Origin of the sequence: Confluentibacter lentus, from assembly GCF_002806995.1 — a bacterium.
Taxonomy (GTDB): domain Bacteria; phylum Bacteroidota; class Bacteroidia; order Flavobacteriales; family Flavobacteriaceae; genus Confluentibacter; species Confluentibacter lentus.
Genome location: NZ_NIHE01000002.1, coordinates 320,660 through 341,625, shown reverse-complemented (window position 1 = coordinate 341,625; position 20,966 = coordinate 320,660). Strand labels below are relative to the sequence as shown.

18 protein-coding genes are annotated in these 20,966 nt (G+C 32.4%); 15 read left to right on the top strand and 3 right to left on the bottom strand.

Annotated features, from left to right (window positions below):
• The first annotated feature begins 261 nt into the window (after positions 1–261).
• From CDH50_RS05425 to CDH50_RS05410, 5 genes are all read left to right on the top strand, one after another.
• Complete coding sequence (locus CDH50_RS05425; protein ID WP_100610924.1) at positions 262–4,995, top strand: LamG-like jellyroll fold domain-containing protein; 4,734 nt, start codon at positions 262–264, stop codon at positions 4,993–4,995.
• A gap of 275 nt (positions 4,996–5,270) precedes the next feature.
• On the top strand, positions 5,271–6,275 hold the full coding sequence (locus CDH50_RS05420) for a LacI family DNA-binding transcriptional regulator (RefSeq protein ID WP_100610922.1): 1,005 nt from the start codon (positions 5,271–5,273) through the stop codon (positions 6,273–6,275).
• A gap of 371 nt (positions 6,276–6,646) precedes the next feature.
• Positions 6,647–6,796 carry a hypothetical protein gene (locus CDH50_RS15095; protein WP_157804942.1) on the top strand — a complete coding sequence of 50 codons (150 nt, stop codon included), beginning with the start codon at positions 6,647–6,649 and terminating at the stop codon, positions 6,794–6,796.
• Between the two features lie 108 nt (positions 6,797–6,904).
• Positions 6,905–8,950, top strand: coding sequence for a tetratricopeptide repeat-containing sensor histidine kinase (locus tag CDH50_RS05415; RefSeq protein WP_100610920.1), 2,046 nt, complete (start codon positions 6,905–6,907; stop codon positions 8,948–8,950).
• Between the two features lie 16 nt (positions 8,951–8,966).
• On the top strand, positions 8,967–9,641 hold the full coding sequence (locus tag CDH50_RS05410) for a response regulator (protein ID WP_100610919.1): 675 nt from the start codon (positions 8,967–8,969) through the stop codon (positions 9,639–9,641).
• Between the two features lie 261 nt (positions 9,642–9,902).
• Here the strand turns inward: CDH50_RS05410 and CDH50_RS05405 are convergent, their stop codons facing one another.
• Positions 9,903–10,406 (bottom strand): DUF456 domain-containing protein, encoded by a 504-nt coding sequence (locus CDH50_RS05405; RefSeq protein WP_100610917.1) that lies wholly within the window; start codon positions 10,404–10,406, stop codon positions 9,903–9,905.
• A gap of 200 nt (positions 10,407–10,606) precedes the next feature.
• On the opposite strand from CDH50_RS05405, the gene CDH50_RS05400 reads away from it, so the two are divergent.
• Genes CDH50_RS05400 through CDH50_RS05385 form a run of 4 tightly spaced genes read left to right on the top strand, consistent with a single transcriptional unit; the run spans position 10,607 to position 14,523 of the window.
• On the top strand, positions 10,607–10,966 hold the full coding sequence (locus CDH50_RS05400; RefSeq protein ID WP_100610915.1) for a BlaI/MecI/CopY family transcriptional regulator: 360 nt from the start codon (positions 10,607–10,609) through the stop codon (positions 10,964–10,966).
• Positions 10,967–10,968: 2 nt separating this feature from the next.
• On the top strand, positions 10,969–12,837 hold the full coding sequence (locus CDH50_RS05395) for a M56 family metallopeptidase (protein WP_232731969.1): 1,869 nt from the start codon (positions 10,969–10,971) through the stop codon (positions 12,835–12,837).
• Between the two features lie 57 nt (positions 12,838–12,894).
• Entirely contained in the window at positions 12,895–14,004 is a 1,110-nt protein-coding gene (locus CDH50_RS05390; RefSeq protein ID WP_232731968.1) for a tetratricopeptide repeat protein, read from the top strand.
• 42 nt (positions 14,005–14,046) lie between these two features.
• Positions 14,047–14,523, top strand: a complete 477-nt coding sequence (locus tag CDH50_RS05385; RefSeq protein ID WP_100610911.1) for a hypothetical protein — start codon at positions 14,047–14,049, stop codon at positions 14,521–14,523.
• A gap of 1 nt (position 14,524) precedes the next feature.
• Here the strand turns inward: CDH50_RS05385 and CDH50_RS05380 are convergent, their stop codons facing one another.
• Together CDH50_RS05380 and CDH50_RS05375 are read right to left on the bottom strand one after the other, a co-directional pair.
• Positions 14,525–15,667 (bottom strand): glycosyltransferase family 2 protein, encoded by a 1,143-nt coding sequence (locus CDH50_RS05380; RefSeq protein WP_100610909.1) that lies wholly within the window; start codon positions 15,665–15,667, stop codon positions 14,525–14,527.
• Positions 15,668–15,669: 2 nt separating this feature from the next.
• Entirely contained in the window at positions 15,670–16,638 is a 969-nt protein-coding gene (locus tag CDH50_RS05375; RefSeq protein WP_100610907.1) for a lysylphosphatidylglycerol synthase domain-containing protein, read from the bottom strand.
• A 65-nt stretch (positions 16,639–16,703) separates the two neighbouring features.
• Between CDH50_RS05375 and ruvC the strand changes: the two genes are divergently transcribed.
• The 6 genes from ruvC to CDH50_RS05345 all read left to right on the top strand — a co-directional run bounded on the left by ruvC (position 16,704) and on the right by CDH50_RS05345 (position 20,847).
• Complete coding sequence (gene ruvC / locus CDH50_RS05370) at positions 16,704–17,255, top strand: crossover junction endodeoxyribonuclease RuvC (RefSeq protein WP_100610906.1); 552 nt, start codon at positions 16,704–16,706, stop codon at positions 17,253–17,255.
• A 41-nt stretch (positions 17,256–17,296) separates the two neighbouring features.
• Complete coding sequence (gene hemW, locus CDH50_RS05365; RefSeq protein ID WP_100610904.1) at positions 17,297–18,421, top strand: radical SAM family heme chaperone HemW; 1,125 nt, start codon at positions 17,297–17,299, stop codon at positions 18,419–18,421.
• Positions 18,422–18,448: 27 nt separating this feature from the next.
• Positions 18,449–18,850, top strand: coding sequence for a GNAT family N-acetyltransferase (locus tag CDH50_RS05360; protein ID WP_100610902.1), 402 nt, complete (start codon positions 18,449–18,451; stop codon positions 18,848–18,850).
• A complete protein-coding gene (locus CDH50_RS05355; protein WP_100610901.1) occupies positions 18,847–19,212 on the top strand; it encodes an MmcQ/YjbR family DNA-binding protein in 366 nt (121 codons plus the stop codon). The genes CDH50_RS05360 and CDH50_RS05355 overlap by 4 nt, the downstream gene beginning before the upstream one ends.
• A 154-nt stretch (positions 19,213–19,366) precedes the next feature.
• A complete protein-coding gene (locus CDH50_RS05350) occupies positions 19,367–20,185 on the top strand; it encodes a hypothetical protein (protein WP_100610900.1) in 819 nt (272 codons plus the stop codon).
• Between the two features lie 83 nt (positions 20,186–20,268).
• Positions 20,269–20,847, top strand: coding sequence for a PhnA domain-containing protein (locus CDH50_RS05345; protein ID WP_100610899.1), 579 nt, complete (start codon positions 20,269–20,271; stop codon positions 20,845–20,847).
• The last annotated feature ends 119 nt before the right edge of the window (positions 20,848–20,966 follow it).

Sequence of the window (20,966 nt, the reverse complement as noted above, 5' to 3'; positions counted from 1 at the left end):
GTTAGAATTTTACAAAAGTGTTTATATTCTTATTTGTTATGCGATAAAAATTTTTAATGAATAGAGATTTTTATTTAAATGTACCATTTTGATTGTAGTTACTCAATATGTAAACAGTTTTTTCATACAAGATTATAATAAATCTAACTATTTTATCGATGAACGGTAAATAATTTGTATTTTATCGTATTATTTTGCTTTTAATCGTTTATTTTAAAAATTAATTTTATTTTTGAAATGTAAAATGCTATAAATCTCTCGATGAAACATTTCATTATCCTACATTATTTTAGAATAATGTTGTTATGGTTTTTAATAGGTGTATCCAATGCCTACTCTCAGACCCCTGACTTTAAAGTACAACATATCCAAGACGATGTGCCAAGAATTGGAGGAACGAATACAACATTTACTCCAGTAGGCTCTTTAAACAATGCCATAGAGTTGGCCAATAGCAATCGTAAAACACATGCTGGCCCTCCAATTAATTCTGGAAATCATCATGGTGACGATATGGCTGGGGCTAGGCAACTCACAAGTGTTAATATGCTAAGTTACTATAGGGAAATAAATTCAGTGAATAGAGATATGCGCTTCAATACTTCTATTTGGGAGTATATTGGGCCTAGTGGAGGAGGTAATGAGCTTATTGTAAGAGGTAGATATGCTGTTAGTTTAAACGGAACAACTAATAGTGTAACCCAAGCATTAACAGGCATAACCAACGCTAACAAATGTATTCCTTTCATTACAGGTATAATGAATAATGCTACATCTCAAGATGCTGATTCTGGTACTGCTATAGCATATTTGGAAAATGCGACAACATTAAGGGTGCAAAAAGGTTCAAACGGTAATAACGTTACAGTTTATATTACTTTAGTTGAATTTACGGGAAGTAATTGGACTGTTTTACATGGTGATTCTGGTAATACAAATTCTGATACTGGTTCCATAACTATAAGAAATGGATCAGATGGTACAGGAACGGCAACCAATGTGCCTTCATGGAGTGATGCTGTTATCTTTAGTCATTTTAGAGCGGATACGAATGCTAGTGGCGTTAATGATGCCATTGCCGATTTATGGCCATTAATGAATCCAGGAAGCAATAATCAGACGGTTGATTGGTCTTTTCATGGTGATCATGATTCTGCTGGAAGCAATAGGCATTTTGTTCATGTTTTGGTTAATACGGGTTTAAATGTAACTCGTTTTCAAAATAACTCAGACGATGCTGGGGAAACTACCATAAACATCTCTAGTGCAGGACTTTCAGATATAAATCAGGCTTTTGTTGTAGGTTTTACTTCAACAAGTGGTAATGGAAATCAATATGGTAGAGGTTGGCGAAATTATTATTTAAAATCCACGACCCAAGCGGCTCATTGGTCCCATAGAAATAATAGTATGTTGTCACATGAAATACAAATTGTAGATTTAAGTGCATTGCAAACCCTTATTGTTGGGCCAGAAATTAATATAATCGGAAATGGCATTGATATTCCTGATGGAAATATGGACATATCTGCATCAGATGACACCGATTTTGGAGGCGTTTTAACATCTTCTGGTTCAGTTTCCCATACATTTACAATTCAAAATATAGGGAGTATGGATGTAAATTTAACGGATCCAAGTCCATATATTACCATAACGGGAGCTACTGCCGATTTTACATTAACAGCAAGTCCAAGTGCTACAATTTCTTCTGGAGGTAGTACAACATTTACCATTACTTATGACCCCACAACTGTTGGAATTCATACAGCGACCATATCCATTGCAAATAATGATTCTGACGAAAACCCATATACATTTACCATACAAGGAGTTGGTGATTATTGTGATTCTGAAGGAAATACCTCTTGGGATACTAGTGTAACTTATGTGTCCTTTAATACCATTAACAACGCAGACAACGAAATACCAAAGGATAATGCATATGAAGACTTTACGGGTTTATCTACCAACATATATAAAAGCTCAACACATAACTTAACAGTAAGAGTTAATACTGATGGTAATTATACCGTTTATACAAAAGTATGGATAGATTGGAATAGAGATGGCGATTTTAATGATTCAGAAGAAGAGTACGATATGGGATTTGCAACAAATGTTGTTGACCAGCCTACATCCAATTCGCCTATGGCCATTACACCTCCTGCGGGTGCCGTTATAGGTTCAACACGCATGCGCGTTGCTACAAGGTACTGGACTTATCCCTTGAGTTGTGATGCAGGTTATGACGGTGAAGTTGAAGATTATACCATCAATATTATTGATTACTTAATTAATTTTAATGGGACAAATGAATATGTTGATTTTGCAGATAATCATGATTTAACAGGCTCATTTTCGTTGGAATCTTGGGTGTTCCAAGAATCGACCGTAGCAACAGGAACGATACTTTCAAAAGGTAATATAGATGCTTCTTTAAGAACAGGATATCATTTAAGTTTAAAAAATAATTTTCCAAATTTAATATGGTATGATAACTCAAACAATGAGGTTGTAAATATCACATCCCCTTATGCCATTCCAAATAATGAATGGCACTATGTTTCCGTTACTTTCGACGGGGCTATTGTTAAGATGTTTATTGATGGCATTGAAGTTGTTTCGGTATCACCACTCTCAGCCCCAGTTAATACAACAAATGATTTTTTAATTGGTGCAGACACACGAAATTTCTCTACCTCACCTACCCAAATGAATTATTTTGATGGAGCTATACAAGAAGTCCGTATTTGGGATGTAGCCTTAAGCGAAGTTCAAATTAGGGAAATGATGAATCAACACATTCAACAAAATAGTATAAATGTTCAAGGATCAGTAACCAAACTTAATATATCTGGAGGATTGTTATGGGCCAATTTAATAGGGTATTATCCTTTAGACTCCAATACGGCATTTGATAGTTCTAGTTCTGGTGTTGATGGCATACCACAGAATATTACAGGTTCCCAAATTGTAACGGCACCACTGCCTTACGAAACAAATGGAGATAGTAGTTGGGATACAGCTACCACTTGGTTAAATAACAGTGATATATATATTCCAAATACTATTGGCATAGATGGGGTTACTCTTATTGATTGGAATATTATTGAATTAACCAATAATGTGAGTTCTGGAAATAGGGATATCACGGTTTCTGGTTTGATTTTAGAAACAGGAACTCTAACTATGAGTGGTACTACAAATATCGCTACAGGCACAGGTACAGGACACAGTTTGACCATAACTAATTATTTAGAGCTTGATGGTATTATAGATTTAGAAGGTGAATCACAACTTTTACAGCCCGAAGGAAGTATTATAGATGCCGATAGTGGAGGCTATATAGAAAGAGATCAACAGGGTACGGCAAATTCATTTAACTACAATTATTGGTCATCTTCTGTTGGTCCCATAGCTGGGGATTCGGGAAGTAGGGGCATAGGTGTGCCAAGTATAAATGCAAGTACTTCATTAACTGATTTTCTAAATGATGGTACAACATCATCAGCCTATCAACAATTAACGTTTAGCACATCGGCATTTGCGGCCGACTCAAATACGCCATCAACACCCAAAACGATAAGCACTTATTGGTTGTATAAATTTTATGGACCAAGCGATAGTTATAGTTCATGGACAAAGATAAACCAGATTAGCTCTTTGCTACCTGGAGAAGGGTTTACAATGAAAGGTACGTCCGGATCAACATTGATTACAAATAATCAAAACTATGTGTTTAAAGGTTTGCCAAACAATGGAGATATTACCTTGCCGTTGAATAATAGCTCTGGAGAAGTTGACAGGCTTATAGGTAACCCATATCCTTCGGCCATAGATGCTACAAAGTTTATACTGGACAATTTAAGTGTAGCGGATGGCGGAAACAATACCAATGGAACCGTTATCAACGGCGCATTGTATTTTTGGGATCATTTTGGAGAACAAAACTCCCATGTGTTAAAAGATTATGTAGGTGGTTATGCAACATACAGTTTAATTGGAGGAGCAGTTGCCATTTCGAATGATACAAGAATTGATGCTAATTTATCAACTGGGTCAAAAATTCCAGGGCAATATATCCCTGTAAACCAAGGTTTTTTTGTGTCAACAAATATTGAAGGCTTTAATAACGATAATGGGGTTCCTATTGCTACTGTTAATGGTGGGGATATCGTTTTCAAAAACAGCCAACGTGTTTTTGCTATGGAAGAGGGAGCGACATCTTTGTTTTTAAAACAAACAGATAGAAGAAAAGCGGCGACAAGAGAAAGGGGAACCGAAACTAATAAACAAATTACTGCCAATAATCCTATAATCCGATTGATGTACGATTCCCCACATGGCTATCACAGACAGCTTGTGCTTGGTACAAGCGAAAAAGCATCTAATAAATTTGATATAGGTTATGATGCTTTTATGGTTGATGTTAACCAAGAAGACATGTATTGGATTATTGAAGGGGGTAAATTTGTAATACAAGGGGTTGGTGATTTTGATAAATCCCAAGAATTATCGATGGGTCTAATTGTTAAAAAAGCTGGGATGGTACGAATTAAAGTGGATTCACTTGAAAACATAGATTCAAAACTAAACCTTTATATTAAAGACGAGGTTACCAAAGAAGTGATTGAGTTCACTGATAAGCCATTTGAGATTTATTTAGAGCCTGGAACCTATAACGATAGATTTAAACTCGTATTTCGGCCAGGTGAAGCAACTTCCACAACGGAAGCTTCGAGCGAAGTTGATATTGATAATACAATATCAGTATTTTATTACGCAGAAATATCTGAATTAAAAATCATTAACGAGCATAGTGTTAATATTTCAGAAGTCAGCTTATATAATATGCTTGGCCAGAACAAAAAAATAATTAAAGTTAACTCATCAAAAGATGTATCGATACCAATAACGCCTAGTTCGGGAATTCATATTGTAAAACTAAAGACTGCTAATGGAGTAATAAACAAGAAAATAATTATAAAATAATTATTTAAATCTATTTTTTTAACCTTTAACGTTATCATTTAATGTTATGTAACAAATGTTACATAACATTTTTTTTGATAATATGATATTTGTACCCTTCAAAATTTTCACTTGAAAATTTAGATAATTAATAGCAAGTTGGCGTATATTTATAATATGCGCCATTTTTTTTAATCAAAAAATACTTATTTCAATCATAATTGCAACTTCTTTGTTACTAATATACTAGGCTATCAGTAATTTTGTAAATTACAGGGTTTTTTATTAATGCTATTATGGTTACCCTTAAACAACTTGCCAAAGAATTAAATGTTTCGATATCAACCGTTTCCAAAGCGCTTAATAATAGCGAAGAAATAGGTGAAGATACGATTAAGCGCGTTAAAGAACTTGCCGCGCTTTATAATTACAAACCTAACAAGGTAGCTTTGAGCTTAAAGCAAAATAAAACCAAAACCATAGGGGTTATTATACCAGATATATTGAATTATTTTCTAGCCAAAGTTTTATTTGGAATTGAAATGGAAGCAGCATTATATGGTTATAATATTATTACCTGTATTTCTAACGAATCTCTTGAAAAGGAAAAGGAAAGTCTGCAACTTTTAGCTAATGGGAGTGTTGATGGTTTTATATTATCGATTGCACAAGAGACCCAAATAAAAAATGAAGTTGCACATTTTAAGAAGGCCATAGGCCAAGGATTGCCAATTGTTATGTTTGATAGGGTGGCACATGATGTGTTATGTGATAAAGTCATTGTTGACGATTTTGATGCCATTTATAATGCGACTAAATTATTATTGCTTGAAGGAAGAACTAAAATCGGTTTTATAAGTACCATTGATGACTTAAGTGTTGGAAAGCTAAGAGAGAGAGGTTATAATAAAGCGATATTGGAGAACAGCAATCAAAATCCTTTAGTTTTAAGAATATCCAAAACGGAAGATTCTCAATTTAAAATTAAAGCATTTTTTGAGACCAATCATGTCGATGGTGTTATAGCTGCAGATAGTGCATCTGGCGTTATAGCCATTAATACGGCCATTAATATTGGACTTCATGTTCCTAAAGATGTATCGGTAATTGGGTTTTCAAGTAATTATATCGCTAACCATTCCATTCCTAGATTAACAAGTATAAGGCAGCATGCTAGAGACATAGGTGCCAATGCGGTGCAGTTATTAATTAAGCGCTTACAACAAAAAAATGATGCTGATACTGATGTTTCCACTCGAATTATTAAGACTAGTTTCGTAAAGAACGGATCAACATTGTAGTTTTCCTAAAGAGTTATCAACAGGTAAAAGTTAATAACTATCTTTCAAAATAACACTTTATCGTTTAAATCATACATTTAATCGATTTTATTACAATTCACTCAATCGTTTGACATACATTTACATCATCTTATCGAACGCTCCAAATTTCCCCTCAGTTCAGTAAGATAGATTAATCCATTTTTTGACTTAACGGTCATTTCCCTCAAAAATTGAAATAATAAATCTGTGCCATTTTTTGTGCATTCGATTTTAAGTTAATTATCCATTTTTTCCCTCAGCAACGATTTTGGTTTCAAAATCCATGCAAACATTTTAAAATTTTTAAACATAATTAGAGAAAAACTGTATAACCTTAAAATTGAATACATATGAAAACCCTAAAATTTACCTTATTATTAGCCGTGCTTATTGGAACTTTATCATCTTGTACTAAACAAGACTTAAATGAAGACGATTTATTAGATGCCCCAGCTCCAATTGTTGTAATTGGTGGTGATGGTGATATTAAAAATAGATAATATCAAATTCACTTAATATAATGAAAGCCTTTATCTTTAAGATAAAGGCTTTCTCTTTTAAAAAAGAAAAATTATAGATACATTTGAGATACCTTATATGTCGTTGTATTGAATCTCAGAATTTTTATTTTAGCGATTTTTTTTTCATGTACTTCTTTTGCTCAAAAAGATAACAATAGAGCTGTTATTGACAGTATTATGCTTTATTTGAAACATTCAAATAGCAATGCATCGAATGTTGAATTCAGATTAAAAAATGCGATACGAGCTAAAACACTTTCCGAGCAATATGATTTAGATTCGCTTAAACTTAAAAGCTATTTAGTATTATCTTCTGTATACTTTGATAGTAATAGAGATTATCATTTTAGCCATTTAAAAACAAAATATAATAATACTATGTTTTTAAAGGATAACCACAAAGCGTTAAAATTGTCGGCTAAATTAAATGATTCTGTATCCCTAGCTGAAACAAATAAAAATCTAGGTTATTATTTTTACAACAAATCTATTGATAGCGCGTATTACTATGATTACAAAGCTGAAAAATTATATTCTGCCCTGAATGATAATTTTAACACAGCCGTAGTATTGCTCGACATAGCGTTACTTCAACAAGATGATAAGGATTATACAGGTAGCGAGATAACTTCTATAAGAGGTATATCTTTACTAGACCAATTGGATGAATCTAATGAGGTTATAAGATACAAGTCTTATTTCTATAACAACCTAGGCATTTTATTCAAAGAGCTTTCTCAATTCGATGAATCTATAAAATACAATCTAAAAGCCATCGATTTAAAAAAGCGATTAAAAGATAATAATGATTATCTCATTGATGACCAAATAAACAATTTGGCTAATGTTTATAAAAGTTCTAAAGACTACAATCTGGCAATTAAATACTATAACGAGATTTTCGAAAATAAAAATTTGAGACTTGAAAGGCCCGATTTTTATGCAGTTGTCCTTGACAACTATGCGCACACCCTATTTTTATCTAAAAATTATGAGCAACTTCCTGGGTTGTTTCTTAAAGCGTTGCGGATTTGTGATAGCATAGGAGATAGTTATAAAACCATCGTCATCAATCAGCATTTGGCAAAATATTATCACTTCAAAAATCAAAAGGATTCAGCTAAGTATTATGCGTATCGGGCAAAGGATATTGCTTACCCAAAGTACACAGATGATTTATTGGAATCGTATTCTGTTTTAGCCGAGGTTGAAGAAGATAGCATTGCCGTAAAGTATTATAGCGAGTACATAAAACTTAATGATAGCCTTTTAAAACACGAAAGGTCTATTAGAAACAAATTCACCAGAATTCAATACGAAACTGATAAAATTGAAGAAGAAAACATTAAAATAGCACGAGAGCGCATGTGGTTATTAATAACGTCTATCGTCCTTATAATAAGCTCATTTTTAATTTACATAGTTATAACCCAAAGAAATAAAAACAAAGAGTTAAAGTTTATTCAAAAGCAACAAGAAGCCAATGAAGAAATATATAACCTTATGTTAAATCAGAATGAAAGTGTTGAAGAGGCTAGAACCTTAGAGAAAAAACGTATTTCACAAGAATTGCATGATGGTATTTTGGGGCGTTTGTTTGGTACTAGATTAAGTCTTGATAGTTTAAATATGGGCACAACACCAGATGCCATTAAAACAAGGGGTCAATATATTAATGAACTTAAAACTATTGAGCATGATATTAGAAAAGTATCCCATGAGCTGAACACCGATTTTGTTGCAGGTTCAGGCTTTGTTGATATCATTAATACATTGGTAGAAACCCAAACTGCCGTTTATAATTTAAAGTATAAAATAGATCATGATGGCACTATTAATTGGGATGAGATTTCTAACAAAAATAAAATTCATATTTATAGAATTGTACAAGAGTCATTGCATAATATTTATAAGCATGCCAATGCCAAAAAGATTAAAATTAGCTTTAAATTAAAAAATGATGTAATTTGCTTATTGATTGTAGATGATGGTTCTGGATTTGATGTTAGTAAAGGAAAATCAGGAATCGGACTGAAAAATATAAATTCCCGTATCAAAGAAATTAATGGGACATTAAATATAGCTTCAGAAAAAAATAAAGGAACAACCATAAAAATTAATATACCCACTTAACCTGCCCATTTAAAACATGTCAGAAAAAATTAGAATATTGATGATTGATGATCACCCTATGATTATAGAAGGGTACCAAAATACGTTACAATTTACTAAAAAAACCAATCAAGAATTATATATAGATATTGCCAATAATTGCGATGAAGCTATAAAATTTATGGATAAATCCTTGGAAAAGGGCCTGCCTTACGATGTGTTATTTGTTGATATTAGTTTACCAGCATCTAAAGATGGTTTAATGCAATCTGGTGAAGATTTGGCAGAATATGCCCGTACTATTTTGCCCAAGGCCAAAATTATTATTCTAACCATGTTCAATGAGTCTTTCAGAATCCATAATATTATAAAAAACATTGACCCAGAAGGGTTTTTAATAAAAAGCGATTTAACATCTAGCGAATTGGCTAGCGCATTTCAAGCAGTCCTTAAAAATCCACCTTTTTATAGTGGCACTGTAAATAGCCATATTCGAAAATCCATTACCACAGACATTGTTATCGATGAAAAAAACAGAAAAATACTCCATTTGCTGTCACAAGGTGTAAAAACCAAAAATTTAGCATCGCATTTAGATATTTCCTTAAGTGCCGTTGAAAAGCGTAAAAAGCAACTTAAGGATTTGTTTATGGTCGAAGACGGACAAGACGAAACATTGCTCGAGGAAGCAAGAAAAAAAGGTTTTGTTTAGGTTAATGTAATATTTTTCATCTTATAGAATGTTAAAATTTTAATTTTAACATTTTTTTTATTTGAGGAAAATCAAAGCTCCGTCTAGCTTTTAGGTATTAACCGCAACTTGGTTACGGTTTTTCCGCATCTTAAACAAAAATTGAATAATTATCTTTGTGTTGTCAACACTTCAAAATTAATTGATCCCTCAATTTTTATGTTGATAATAGCAATTTACATAAGTCCCGTGGAGGTGAGAGACCCACGGGACTTCTTCTTTTTAGAAAGAAAAAATCACTTCTTTATGTTTCCAAATAATGGAGATAAATAGTCCCAAATAAATCACCGTCACTATAAATTTTATAAAGGTAGAGGCTAAAAAACCAATAAAACTTCCAAACGCTGCCTTTAATGCTGCTTTAGAATTACTTTTATTTATCAACTCACCAATAAATGCCCCAAGAAACGGGCCAATGATGATACCTCCGGGAATCGGAGCTAATAAACCGACAACCAATCCTACCGAAGTGCCAATAACTCCAGCTTTTGTACCTCCAAATCGTTTCGTACCCATGGATGGAATGATATAATCTAATACTGTTATTAGTACCGCAACAATAAATGTGATAATTATTAAGGTTAAATTAGTAGGAATGGCTTCGGTAAGATAGAGCAGCAGCAGACCAGCCCAACTGGAAAAGGGTCCCGGAATAACCGGCAGAAAGCTTCCTAAAATGCCCAGAATCATTAATAAAGCCGCTACGATGATTAAAATAATATCCATATAAAAATTTTATTGTTGAAATATTTTAACTAAAAAATTAGTTCAAACTAAAATTTTAGTTATATTTGTTTTGTTCAACTAAGTTATTAGTTGTAAAATTATATTAAAAAAAGACACATTCATGAACGAATATTTAATTGAATTTGAATATTAAAAATGAATGTTGCATCTGACAAAAATAGAACAATAAAAAATTATATATGAAACAGTTAACAAAAGCAGAAGAAGATATCATGCAAATACTTTGGCAATTAAAAAAGGCCAATGTAAAAGCTATTGTTGAAGAATTCCCAGAGCCCAAACCTGCTTATAATACGGTTTCTACCATCGTAAGGATTTTAGAAAACAAAGGTTTTGTAGATTATGAAAAAGAAGGTAAGGGACATGTGTATTTCCCTGTAATTCAACAGCAAGATTATAGTAACCAATCTATAAATAAATTGGTGGATAATTATTTTGAAGGATCATTTAAAAGCATGGTGTCCTTTTTCGTGAAGAAAAATGACATCAGTTTAAAGGATTTGGAATCTGTTTTAAAGGAAATCAATAAAAAAGAATAGTCATGGTACCATACATTATACAAGTTGCGGCATTTCAATTGGTGTTTTTAATGATTTATGATGCCTTTTTAAAAAAAGAAACCTTTTTTAATTGGAACCGAATTTATTTGCTTGCCACAGCGCTGCTGTCTGTTTTTATTCCATTCATTAGATTGGACGCATTTAAAAATACCATACCGCAACAATATATTGTAAACCTTCCTGAAGTTATCATTGGTAATACGCCAACAAACCAAAATACCATACAACTGGAAACGGTCATCATAGAATCGAAACCATTTTGGACTTGGGAAAACATATTATATTTAGGAATCACATTAGCGGCACTCTTATTTGCCTTTAAAATTGCAAAAGTAATTTTAATGCTTATCAAAAATCCAAAAAGCAAGTTTGGTAATTTGCTCATCATAAACCTTTTAAATAGTAATGCGGCGTTTTCTTTTTTCCATTATATATTTTTAGGGGAACGTTTAAATGAAAAAGATAAAGACGCCATTTTAAAGCATGAAATGGTACATGTAAAAGAAAAACACACCTTCGATTTATTGTTTTTTGAAGTCATGCGTATTCTCTATTGGTTTAATCCAATGGTTTATATGTACCAAAATAGAATTATGACGCTGCATGAGTTTATAGCCGACCAAGAAGCCGTGAAACATCAAGATAAATCACAATATTATCAAAACTTGTTATCACAAGTTTTTCAAACTCATAATATGTCATTCATCAATCCATTTTTTAAACAATCATTAATCAAAAAACGAATCGTTATGTTACAAAAATCAAAATCAAAACAAATCAATTTGCTGAAGTATATAATGCTCATTCCATTAGTTTTTGGGATGTTAATATATACATCATCTTTCGCTCAAAACGATGACAAAGTACCTCAGAAAGAAGAACAGAATTTAGAAGAATTGACACCGCCACCACCACCTCCACCTGAGGAAAGCGAAGAAACCAAAAAGGAAAAAGAAGAAAGACTTTTAAAATTAAAAGAGAAATACAAAGATGAATTAGAAGTTCCCTTCGCTGTTATAGATAAGGTGCCAGTATTCCCAGGTTGTGAAAATTTAGCTTCTAGGGATGAAAAAATGGACTGTACATCAAAAAGTATTACAGAACATATTGGCAAAAATTTTAATACAGATATGGCAGTTAAATTAGGTTTAAAAGGCAGGCAGCGCATAAACGTTATTTTTAAAATTGATGTTGATGGTAATATTGTAGGTGTACAATCAAGAGCGCCACATCCTTCTTTAGAAACAGAAGCCATTCGGGTTATTAATACCTTGCCGAAAATGGTGCCTGGAGAGCATAATGGTAAAAAAGTAATTGTTCCATATTCTTTACCTATTATGTTTATGGTAGCGGGCACAGATGAAACATCCAATACTAATAATACAAATATAAAACCTAGTATAACAGAGGGAGAGGACATATTAATGTTAAGTGAAACCGTTATAGTTGGTTACGATGAAATCGTTGAAGTGCCTTTTGCAGTTATAGAGCAAGTACCCGTATTTCCAGGTTGTGAAGATTTAGCTTCTAATGATGAAAAGAAAAGATGCACATCTGATAAGATTCAAGAATTTGTTAGTAAAAAATTCAATACAGACTTAGCAAGTGATTTAGGGTTATCTGGTAGACAACGTATTACCACCATGTTTAAGATTAATACAGAAGGTAATATTGTAGATGTAAAATCAAGAGCGTCTCACCCTGCATTAGAAGCCGAAACCATTCGAGTTATTAAATTATTACCAGCAATGCAACCCGGTAAACAAAAAGGATACCCCGTTATTGTACCATATTCTTTACCCATTGTTTTTGTGGTTCAAGGTGATGAACCTGAATCAGAAAAAAAATGATTTAATATTGCTTTTTAGTAAATGATAAGATCTGCTTTAATTTTTTTATTATTAATTATGTTTAGAACCGAAGCCCAAACTTCGGTTTTAAACCTTGCAGATAGTTTGTATGTTTTAGGAAACTATTCCAAAGCTATTGAACACTACAAGTTATATAAAACACCGAGCGAAGTGTATAATAAAATGGCAAAATCTTATGTCGCCATTGGTAATTACGATGAAGCACTAAAAAATTACGAGGCACATATTAGCGCTAACCCTACTGATGCCTTAACAACATTTGAATATGCCATATTACTTTCCCAAACAAAAAAGAATAAGGAGGCTTCAGTGGTTTTTAAGGATTTGGTAGCAATGGATAATAAAAATCCGAATTACCATTACCAATTGGGCTTAGCCTTAGAAAAAATGAATGATTCCACGGCTATTGGAAGTTACCATTCTACATTCCAATTAGATTCAACCCATCAAAAAGCCATATATAAAATTGCTAAATATTTTCTTCAAAAAGGCAAAAATCAATTAGCAGAAGACTATGCAGATATCGGTTTAAAAACCTATGAAAATAATTTGGAGCTCATCAGTTTAAAGGCCCAAAATTATTATTTGAAGAAAAATTATAGAAATGCAGCCATTTGGTTTGAAAAGTTGATTGCACTTGGGGAGTCATCGGAATTTGTTCATAAACAGCTTAGTGTGTGTTATGAGTATTTATACGAATTTGAGAAAGCTATTGAACAACGACAATTAGCTTTAGAATTTAATCCGGGAGATGCTAAATCCATTTATACCATTGGTACCTATTATTATAAAAATAATGATTTTGTCAATGCAGAAAAGTACATAAAAGACGCTTTGGATTTAATGGATAACCCCATGGATGCCGAATATGGCCAATTGGCAATCGTTTTAAACAGTCAGAAAAAACATGATGAAGCCATAGCCGCTTTAAAAAAGGCTATAAAAGAGAATCCTGAAAATATCGGAGCAGAATTTATGTTAGTATTGACTAAAGATAGGTATTATGCCGATATAGATTCTAAAATACAGGCTTATGAAGATTTCAAAAGAAGATTTCCTTCAGATAATTATGCCGAATACATAGATGCACGAATTAGCGAACTTAAAAATGAAAAATTCATCAAGGAAGGCGCTGTAAACGATTAAAATCTAAGAAAATATCGTACTTTTCGGCAACTGTTTTAATCCATGAAGCAATTTAGTACTTTTCTTTTATTAGTGATGCTCTGTTCGTGCGAGTATTTTAATGTGAAAAAAGTGTCTTCCGAAACCATTTTAAAGGAAGAGCTACAAACATTCAATTGGAATGATGTTGATGAATATCCCACGTTTTCTGTATGCGATTCAAGGTCTACAAAAGAAGAAAAAAAGACTTGTTTTGTACAAACATTAACAGGGTTTATTACCAACTATTTACAGAAAGATGCCATTATAGTCACCCAAGACATTCATGATACCATTAACTTGAATTTTAAAGTCACCGATACGGGCGACTTGATTCTGTTAGACACCAAAATAGATTCGTTAACGAATACTGAAATACCAAATATCAAGCAACTGCTTACTGAAAGCTTGGACTCTTTACCAAGAATATTCCCAGCAATAAAGCGCGGTCAACAAGTAACGACCGAGTTTAAATTGCCCATTATTATAAGTGTTAATTAAGTTATTTTTTAAACGTTCTGCCCTTCCAAGTATAGCCATTAAAAACGGACAAAAAAGCAACATACACACTAAAAAAAGGATATACTAAAAACCCCATTAAATAACTTCTTAAAATACTTTTTTGATTGAAAAAAGAAGCTGCTTTGTAGATAAGTAAAAAGTCTATATAGAGTTTAATGACTAAAATATAAAGCAAAATTTTGACATTGAAAATGTTGATTAAGGTGAGTAACAAAGTTACAACCACGAGTGCATTCATCAATAAAACGATAATTCCGATTAGTTTTCCAAAACCGTTATTATAAGCACTTGTTTTGGCAGCCCATCGAATGCGTTGCGAAACTAATTCCAGCCAAGACTCTTGAGGTTTTGTTGTTACAATGGCATGGTCGCATTTTAAATAATGGGTTTCTTTAGGGCATGATTTCACTATTTTTTCCAACAGAAAAATATCATCACCACTGGCAATATTGGTATTGCCTTCAAATCCGTTGAGTTCTTTAAAAATGGATTTTTGATACCCAAAATTAGCACCATTACACAAAAAAGGTTTATTAATACCAAATGCACCAACGGTTGCTCCTTGCAAACTTAAAATATCCAGCAATTGAAATCTGTTTAAAAAATTCGTTTCGTCATAATAAGTTACAGGCGCAACAATACATTTGGCAGTGGTTAGTTGAATAAATTCATCAAAGCTGTTTAGCCAAAATTCAGGAAGTTGACAGTCGGCATCGGTGGTGATAATCCATTCATATTTAGCCAAATTGATGGCTGAGGCAATGGCATCTTTCTTTGGCGATTTGGTTATGCGTTCATTTTTGATTATTGTGATGTCAGTTCGAGTGTCTTGATGTAATGAAGATGTATTAAGAACTTCATTGATGATTTTCACCGAATGATCTTCAGATTCATCATCAACAAAAATAACTTCATACAAATGTTTTGGATAGTCCAATTTGGAAAGAGATTCCAATAAAACTGGTAGATTTTCAGCTTCATTTCTAAAAGGAATAATAACCGAGAATGTTGTTTTTGAAACCGATTTTTCCAACTTAAAAACCTTTATTCTGTCAAAACCAATAACGAGGCTTCCAATTAAAAGCACATATAAAAGAGTTATTATAAAACCAGCTAAAACCATGTTTAATCGTTTTCCCTTGGATATTTAAAATTCAGAACAAAATAACTGCCAACCAAACTTGGTAATACAAAATTCAATAGCCACATAAGGGTTGTAATATTTAAAATAACAAGCTCGTCAACACCAACAAAACTAAACAGATAAAGTGCAACGCTTCCTTTTATAACCACATCAAAAAAGGAAATTGTTGGAATAATGGATGATAAAAAATACATGCTCGATATAACCATCATGGCATTTAAATAACTGATTTCCACTTTAAAGATATGCAGTAAAAAGTAAAACTGAAATGAAAACACCAAATAGCGTATCAGCGAAAATAAAAAACCTAGAAATATGGTTTTCTTATTGAAAATTTTAATGAAGACCTTTAATTTTTCTAATGAAAAGCCTTTAATGGTAAACTTGCTTTTTTTCATGATGTAAGCTCCTAAACTAAAAGCGAATATTATAAAAAGAAGCCCTAGCGTTAATTTATAGTAATCTAATTTCAGGGCATATTTTGATGTGAAAAACCAAAAACCAATAACTCCAAATATACAAGTCGTGCTCATTTGCATGACGTTACTCATTAAGTTGATGAGCAAAATACGTTTTCTAAATTCTTTGTTGTAGAATATGGCTTTGGCACCATACTCTCCAATTCTATTTGGGGTTAACAAAGACACTGTTAAAGCACCCAAACTTTGTTGCAACGCTGTTTTAAACTTGATTTTTTTGATTTCAGATACTAAGTATTGCCATTTCAATATTTCAAAAAACCAGTTAAAAATGCTTAAAACAATCAAAAAAAAGACATTTTTTGGTGAAAAAATCTTGTTTTTGATTAAAAATTGGCAAAAAACAGAAAAAATTAAATCATCATTTTTTATCAGTTTAGCATATATAAAATAAAATGCACCAACAACAATGCTTATTTTAATAAGTGCAAAAAAGATTTGTTTAGATTTGTATAGCAACGAATACATCATAAATTAAGACACAAAATAAATCATTAATATACTATAATGCGGTATAGTATGGATTTTAATATGTAATGGTCAAAGAAAAAATTATATTAGGGATAGACCCAGGAACGAGTATCATGGGTTTCGGACTCATAAAAGTAACCGGTAAATTTATGCAGTTTATTCAGCTTAATGAGTTGGATTTAAAAAAGTACGACGATCATTATTTAAAGTTGAAACTCATTTTTGAACGCACCATAGAACTTATTGAAACCCATCACCCCGATGAGATTGCTATTGAAGCACCCTTTTTTGGAAAGAACGTACAAAGTATGTTAAAACTTGGTAGAGCGCAAGGTGTTGCCATGGCTGCGGGTTTGTCAAGGCAAATTCCTATTACTGAATATTCGCCAAAAAAAATTAAAATGGCCATTACAGGAAACGGAAATGCTAGTAAAGAGCAGGTCGCAAAAATGCTTCAAAGTTTATTGGGACTTAAAACACTTCCAAAAAATTTGGATGCTACCGATGGTTTGGCAGCAGCAGTTTGCCATTTTTATAATGATGGTAAGGTTGAGGTTGGCAAAAATTATACAGGTTGGGATGCGTTTGTGAAGCAGAATCCAAAGAAAATTGGGTAATATTTTTAGTAAAAAATAGTTGAATTTTTAAATTTAGAATCATCGCAGGCATCTACATCCATATCCCATTTTGCAAGCAAGCATGTTTTTATTGCGATTTCCATTTTTCTACATCATTAAAGAAAAAGACGGAACTTATTGATGCGCTTATTAAAGAATTGGAACTCCGTAAAAATGAGTTTCAAGGACAATTTATTGAAACCATTTATTTTGGAGGCGGTACGCCAAGTCTTTTAAAAGACTACGAATTACAATCGATTCTCGATGCTATTTATAAAAATTATAAAGTTGTTAAAAATCCGGAAATAACTTTGGAAGCCAACCCAGATGATTTATCGGAAGACGTCATAAAAGAACTTTCAAAAAGTAAAATCAACCGACTCAGTATAGGAATCCAATCGTTTTTTGAGGACGATTTAAAAGGCATGAATCGTGCCCACAATGCCGATGAAGCGAAAGCGTGTTTATCTTTAGCAACCCAATATTTTGATAACATTACAGTTGATTTGATTTATGGCATCCCCAACATGAGTTTGGAAAAATGGAACGAAAATTTAGAAACGGTATTTAGTTTCGGAATTAATCATATTTCCAGTTACGCATTAACGGTCGAAACCAATACGGCATTGGATAATTTTATAAAAAAAGGAAATTATCCAGCAATTGATGAAGATTTGGCACTTCAGCATTTCAATCATTTAATTGAAAAAACGGCAGAACAAGGTTTTGTGCATTATGAAATTTCAAATTTTGGCAAACCAAATTATTTTTCAAAGCACAACACTAGTTATTGGCAAGGAAAACCCTATTTAGGCATCGGCCCCTCGGCACATTCTTTCAATGGAAATGAGCGTAGTTGGAATGTGAGGAATAATTCCATTTATATCAATTCACTATCTTATGGCGTGTTACCCATGGAAACGGAAACGCTTTCCCTTGAAAATAAATATAACGAATATATCATGACTGGTTTGCGCACTATTTGGGGCGTTTCTTTTGATAAAATTGAAAATGAATTCGGAAAAGATTATTTAAAAAATCTAAAAAAATCATCTGAAAAATTTATTGAAGAAGGATTATTAATTATTGATGAACATATTTTAAAAACAACCCAAAAAGGAAAATTTTTAGTTGATGGCATGGCTTCAGAATTGTTTATTGTTTAAATTTATTCAGGTTAAAATTGGGCATATATGATAGAAATTTCCACGGATAAAAGTAAACTTCAAATTGAGGTGATTCATCAGTTTTTAACTAATTCTTATTGGGCAAAAGGAAGAACGGTAGATGATGTTAAAAAAACAATTGAGCATTGTTTATGTTTTGGGGTGTATTTGGAAGATAAACAAATTGGATTTGCCAGAATAGCAACCGATTATACTGTTTTTGCTTACTTAATGGATGTGTTTATATCGCCCGAATATAGGGGCAAAGGGTATTCAAAAAAGTTAGTTCAGACCATTATAGAAAATCCAGAATTACAATCTTGCACAGTTTGGATGCTTAAAACTGCTGATGCCCATGGATTATATAAACAATTTGGATACACAGAATTAAAATACCCTGAAAAACTTATGGAAAGGCTTTTAAAATGAACATAGAACAACTTTATCAATATTGCCTAAACAAAAAAGGGGTTACAGAAGATTTTCCTTTTGATGAAGATACTTTGGTGTTTAAAGTGTTAGGAAAGATTTTTTTATTGGTATCATTAAAAAGTTGGGAGTCTGGAAATGCAACTATTAATTTAAAAGCCGACCCTGAGTATTCTGAAGAACTTCGTGCAGCATATGAAAGTATACAACCAGGATTTCATATGAATAAAAGGCATTGGAATACCGTAAACATTCACAAAGGCGAATTATCACAAAAATTCATTTTAGAACTCATAGATCATTCTTATGATATGGTTGTTAAAAGCATGCCCAAAAAGCTAAAAGATACATTACAGAAATAAAAATTTAAATTGCTGAAAGTCAGTATTTTTTGTATATTTACTTAATTCAGAATCTCTCTCCCCATAATTTATTGTTAGCATAATCGAGGTTGCCCCAAATCTTGAAGTAGTATTTAATTTTAATTATTATAACTAACTTTAATTTTAACAGATTATGAAAACAACCAATCTATTTATTACAGCAATAGTTATGATGCTATTGTTTTTAAGCACTTCTTCCGTATTATCTCAAGAAGAAAAAGCAGCAAAGTATTATACTGTGACCTCAATGCATTTTAATTTAGAAAATGATTCAGATGCCGATTGGTATGATGTGGAAAAAGAATATCTAGACAAAGTCACCATGAAAAATGAATATGTCATGGGAGCATCCTTTTTCACACATCTTTATACTGAAAATAGTACAGATGTAATTTATGTTCAAACGTATTCCAGTTGGGAAGATATAGACAAAGCGTCTGCGAGAACAGGAGAACTTGAAAAAGAAGCATGGACAGACGAGACAGCAAGAAAGGCATTTTTAAAAACACGAGGAGACTTTTACACAAGTAATCACTCTGATGAAATTTATAGCGTTGCTGTAGGGACAAAAATGGTGACAGAAACCCCAACAGATGATTGGGTTCTCTATGTAAGAACAAATTATTTGGCGTATCCAGAAGATAGCCCAGAAGGCGAAATTGGACAATTAAGAAAAGAAATAATTGATAATGTTGTTAATAAAAATGAGTACATTAAAGGCTATTATCCACATCGCCATTTTTGGGGACATAACAGTACTGAATTTATTGAAGCTATCTTTGTAGATTCTTTTGAGAGTTTAGCTAAAATGAATGATAGAAATCGTGAATTAATGAATGAGCATTGGGCAGATGAAAATGCAGGAAAAGAGTTTTTCAAAAAATATAACAAATACTTTACTGGAGTTCATGGAGATAAAGTATATGCGGTAATTTCAGGTTTAAATAAATAAAGATTTAAATTCGAAATAAAAAGGATGCCAAACGGCATCCTTTTTATTTCAAAGCAGTATTTTCGCAACAATAAATATTAATTATGAGTCTGCTGCAATTATTACAAATAAGAAGTCATTCAACTTGCGAATTATGTACTTCAATCAATGGGTTAAAGCCATATATCATTCCTCCTTCTACAAATGAATCCCTTGATAGTAGTCTTCTAGTTTGTTCAACCTGTTTAAGTCAAATTGAAGGTAGCCAAGACATGGATGCAAACCACTGGCGATGTTTAAACGATAGCATGTGGAGCGAACACAGAGCAGTACAAGTTATGGTTTGGAGATTATTATCCCGTTTAAAAGCTGAAGGATGGCCACAAGATTTATTGGATATGTTATATTTAGATGAAGACACATTAACTTTTGCAAAAGCCACATATGAAGGTTTGGATGATAGCGAAAAAATCATTCATAGAGATGTGAACGGTGTTATTTTAGAAACAGGGGATTCTGTGGTTTTGATAAAAGATTTAAAAGTTAAAGGCTCCAGTATGGTCGCTAAACAAGGAACTGCCGTTAGAAACATTCGCTTAGACCATGAAAATGCAGAATACATTGAAGGGAAGGTTGATGGACAGCAAATTGTGATTATTACCAAGTATGTAAAGAAAGTATAAACAAAACCCCGAAAATCTCGGGGTTTTGCTTTATTATTCAATTTGAGGCAAATCGGTTTAATACGGTAGCTTTTACAGTAATTGATTTTAGATTTAAGTTAAATCTTCATAATATATTT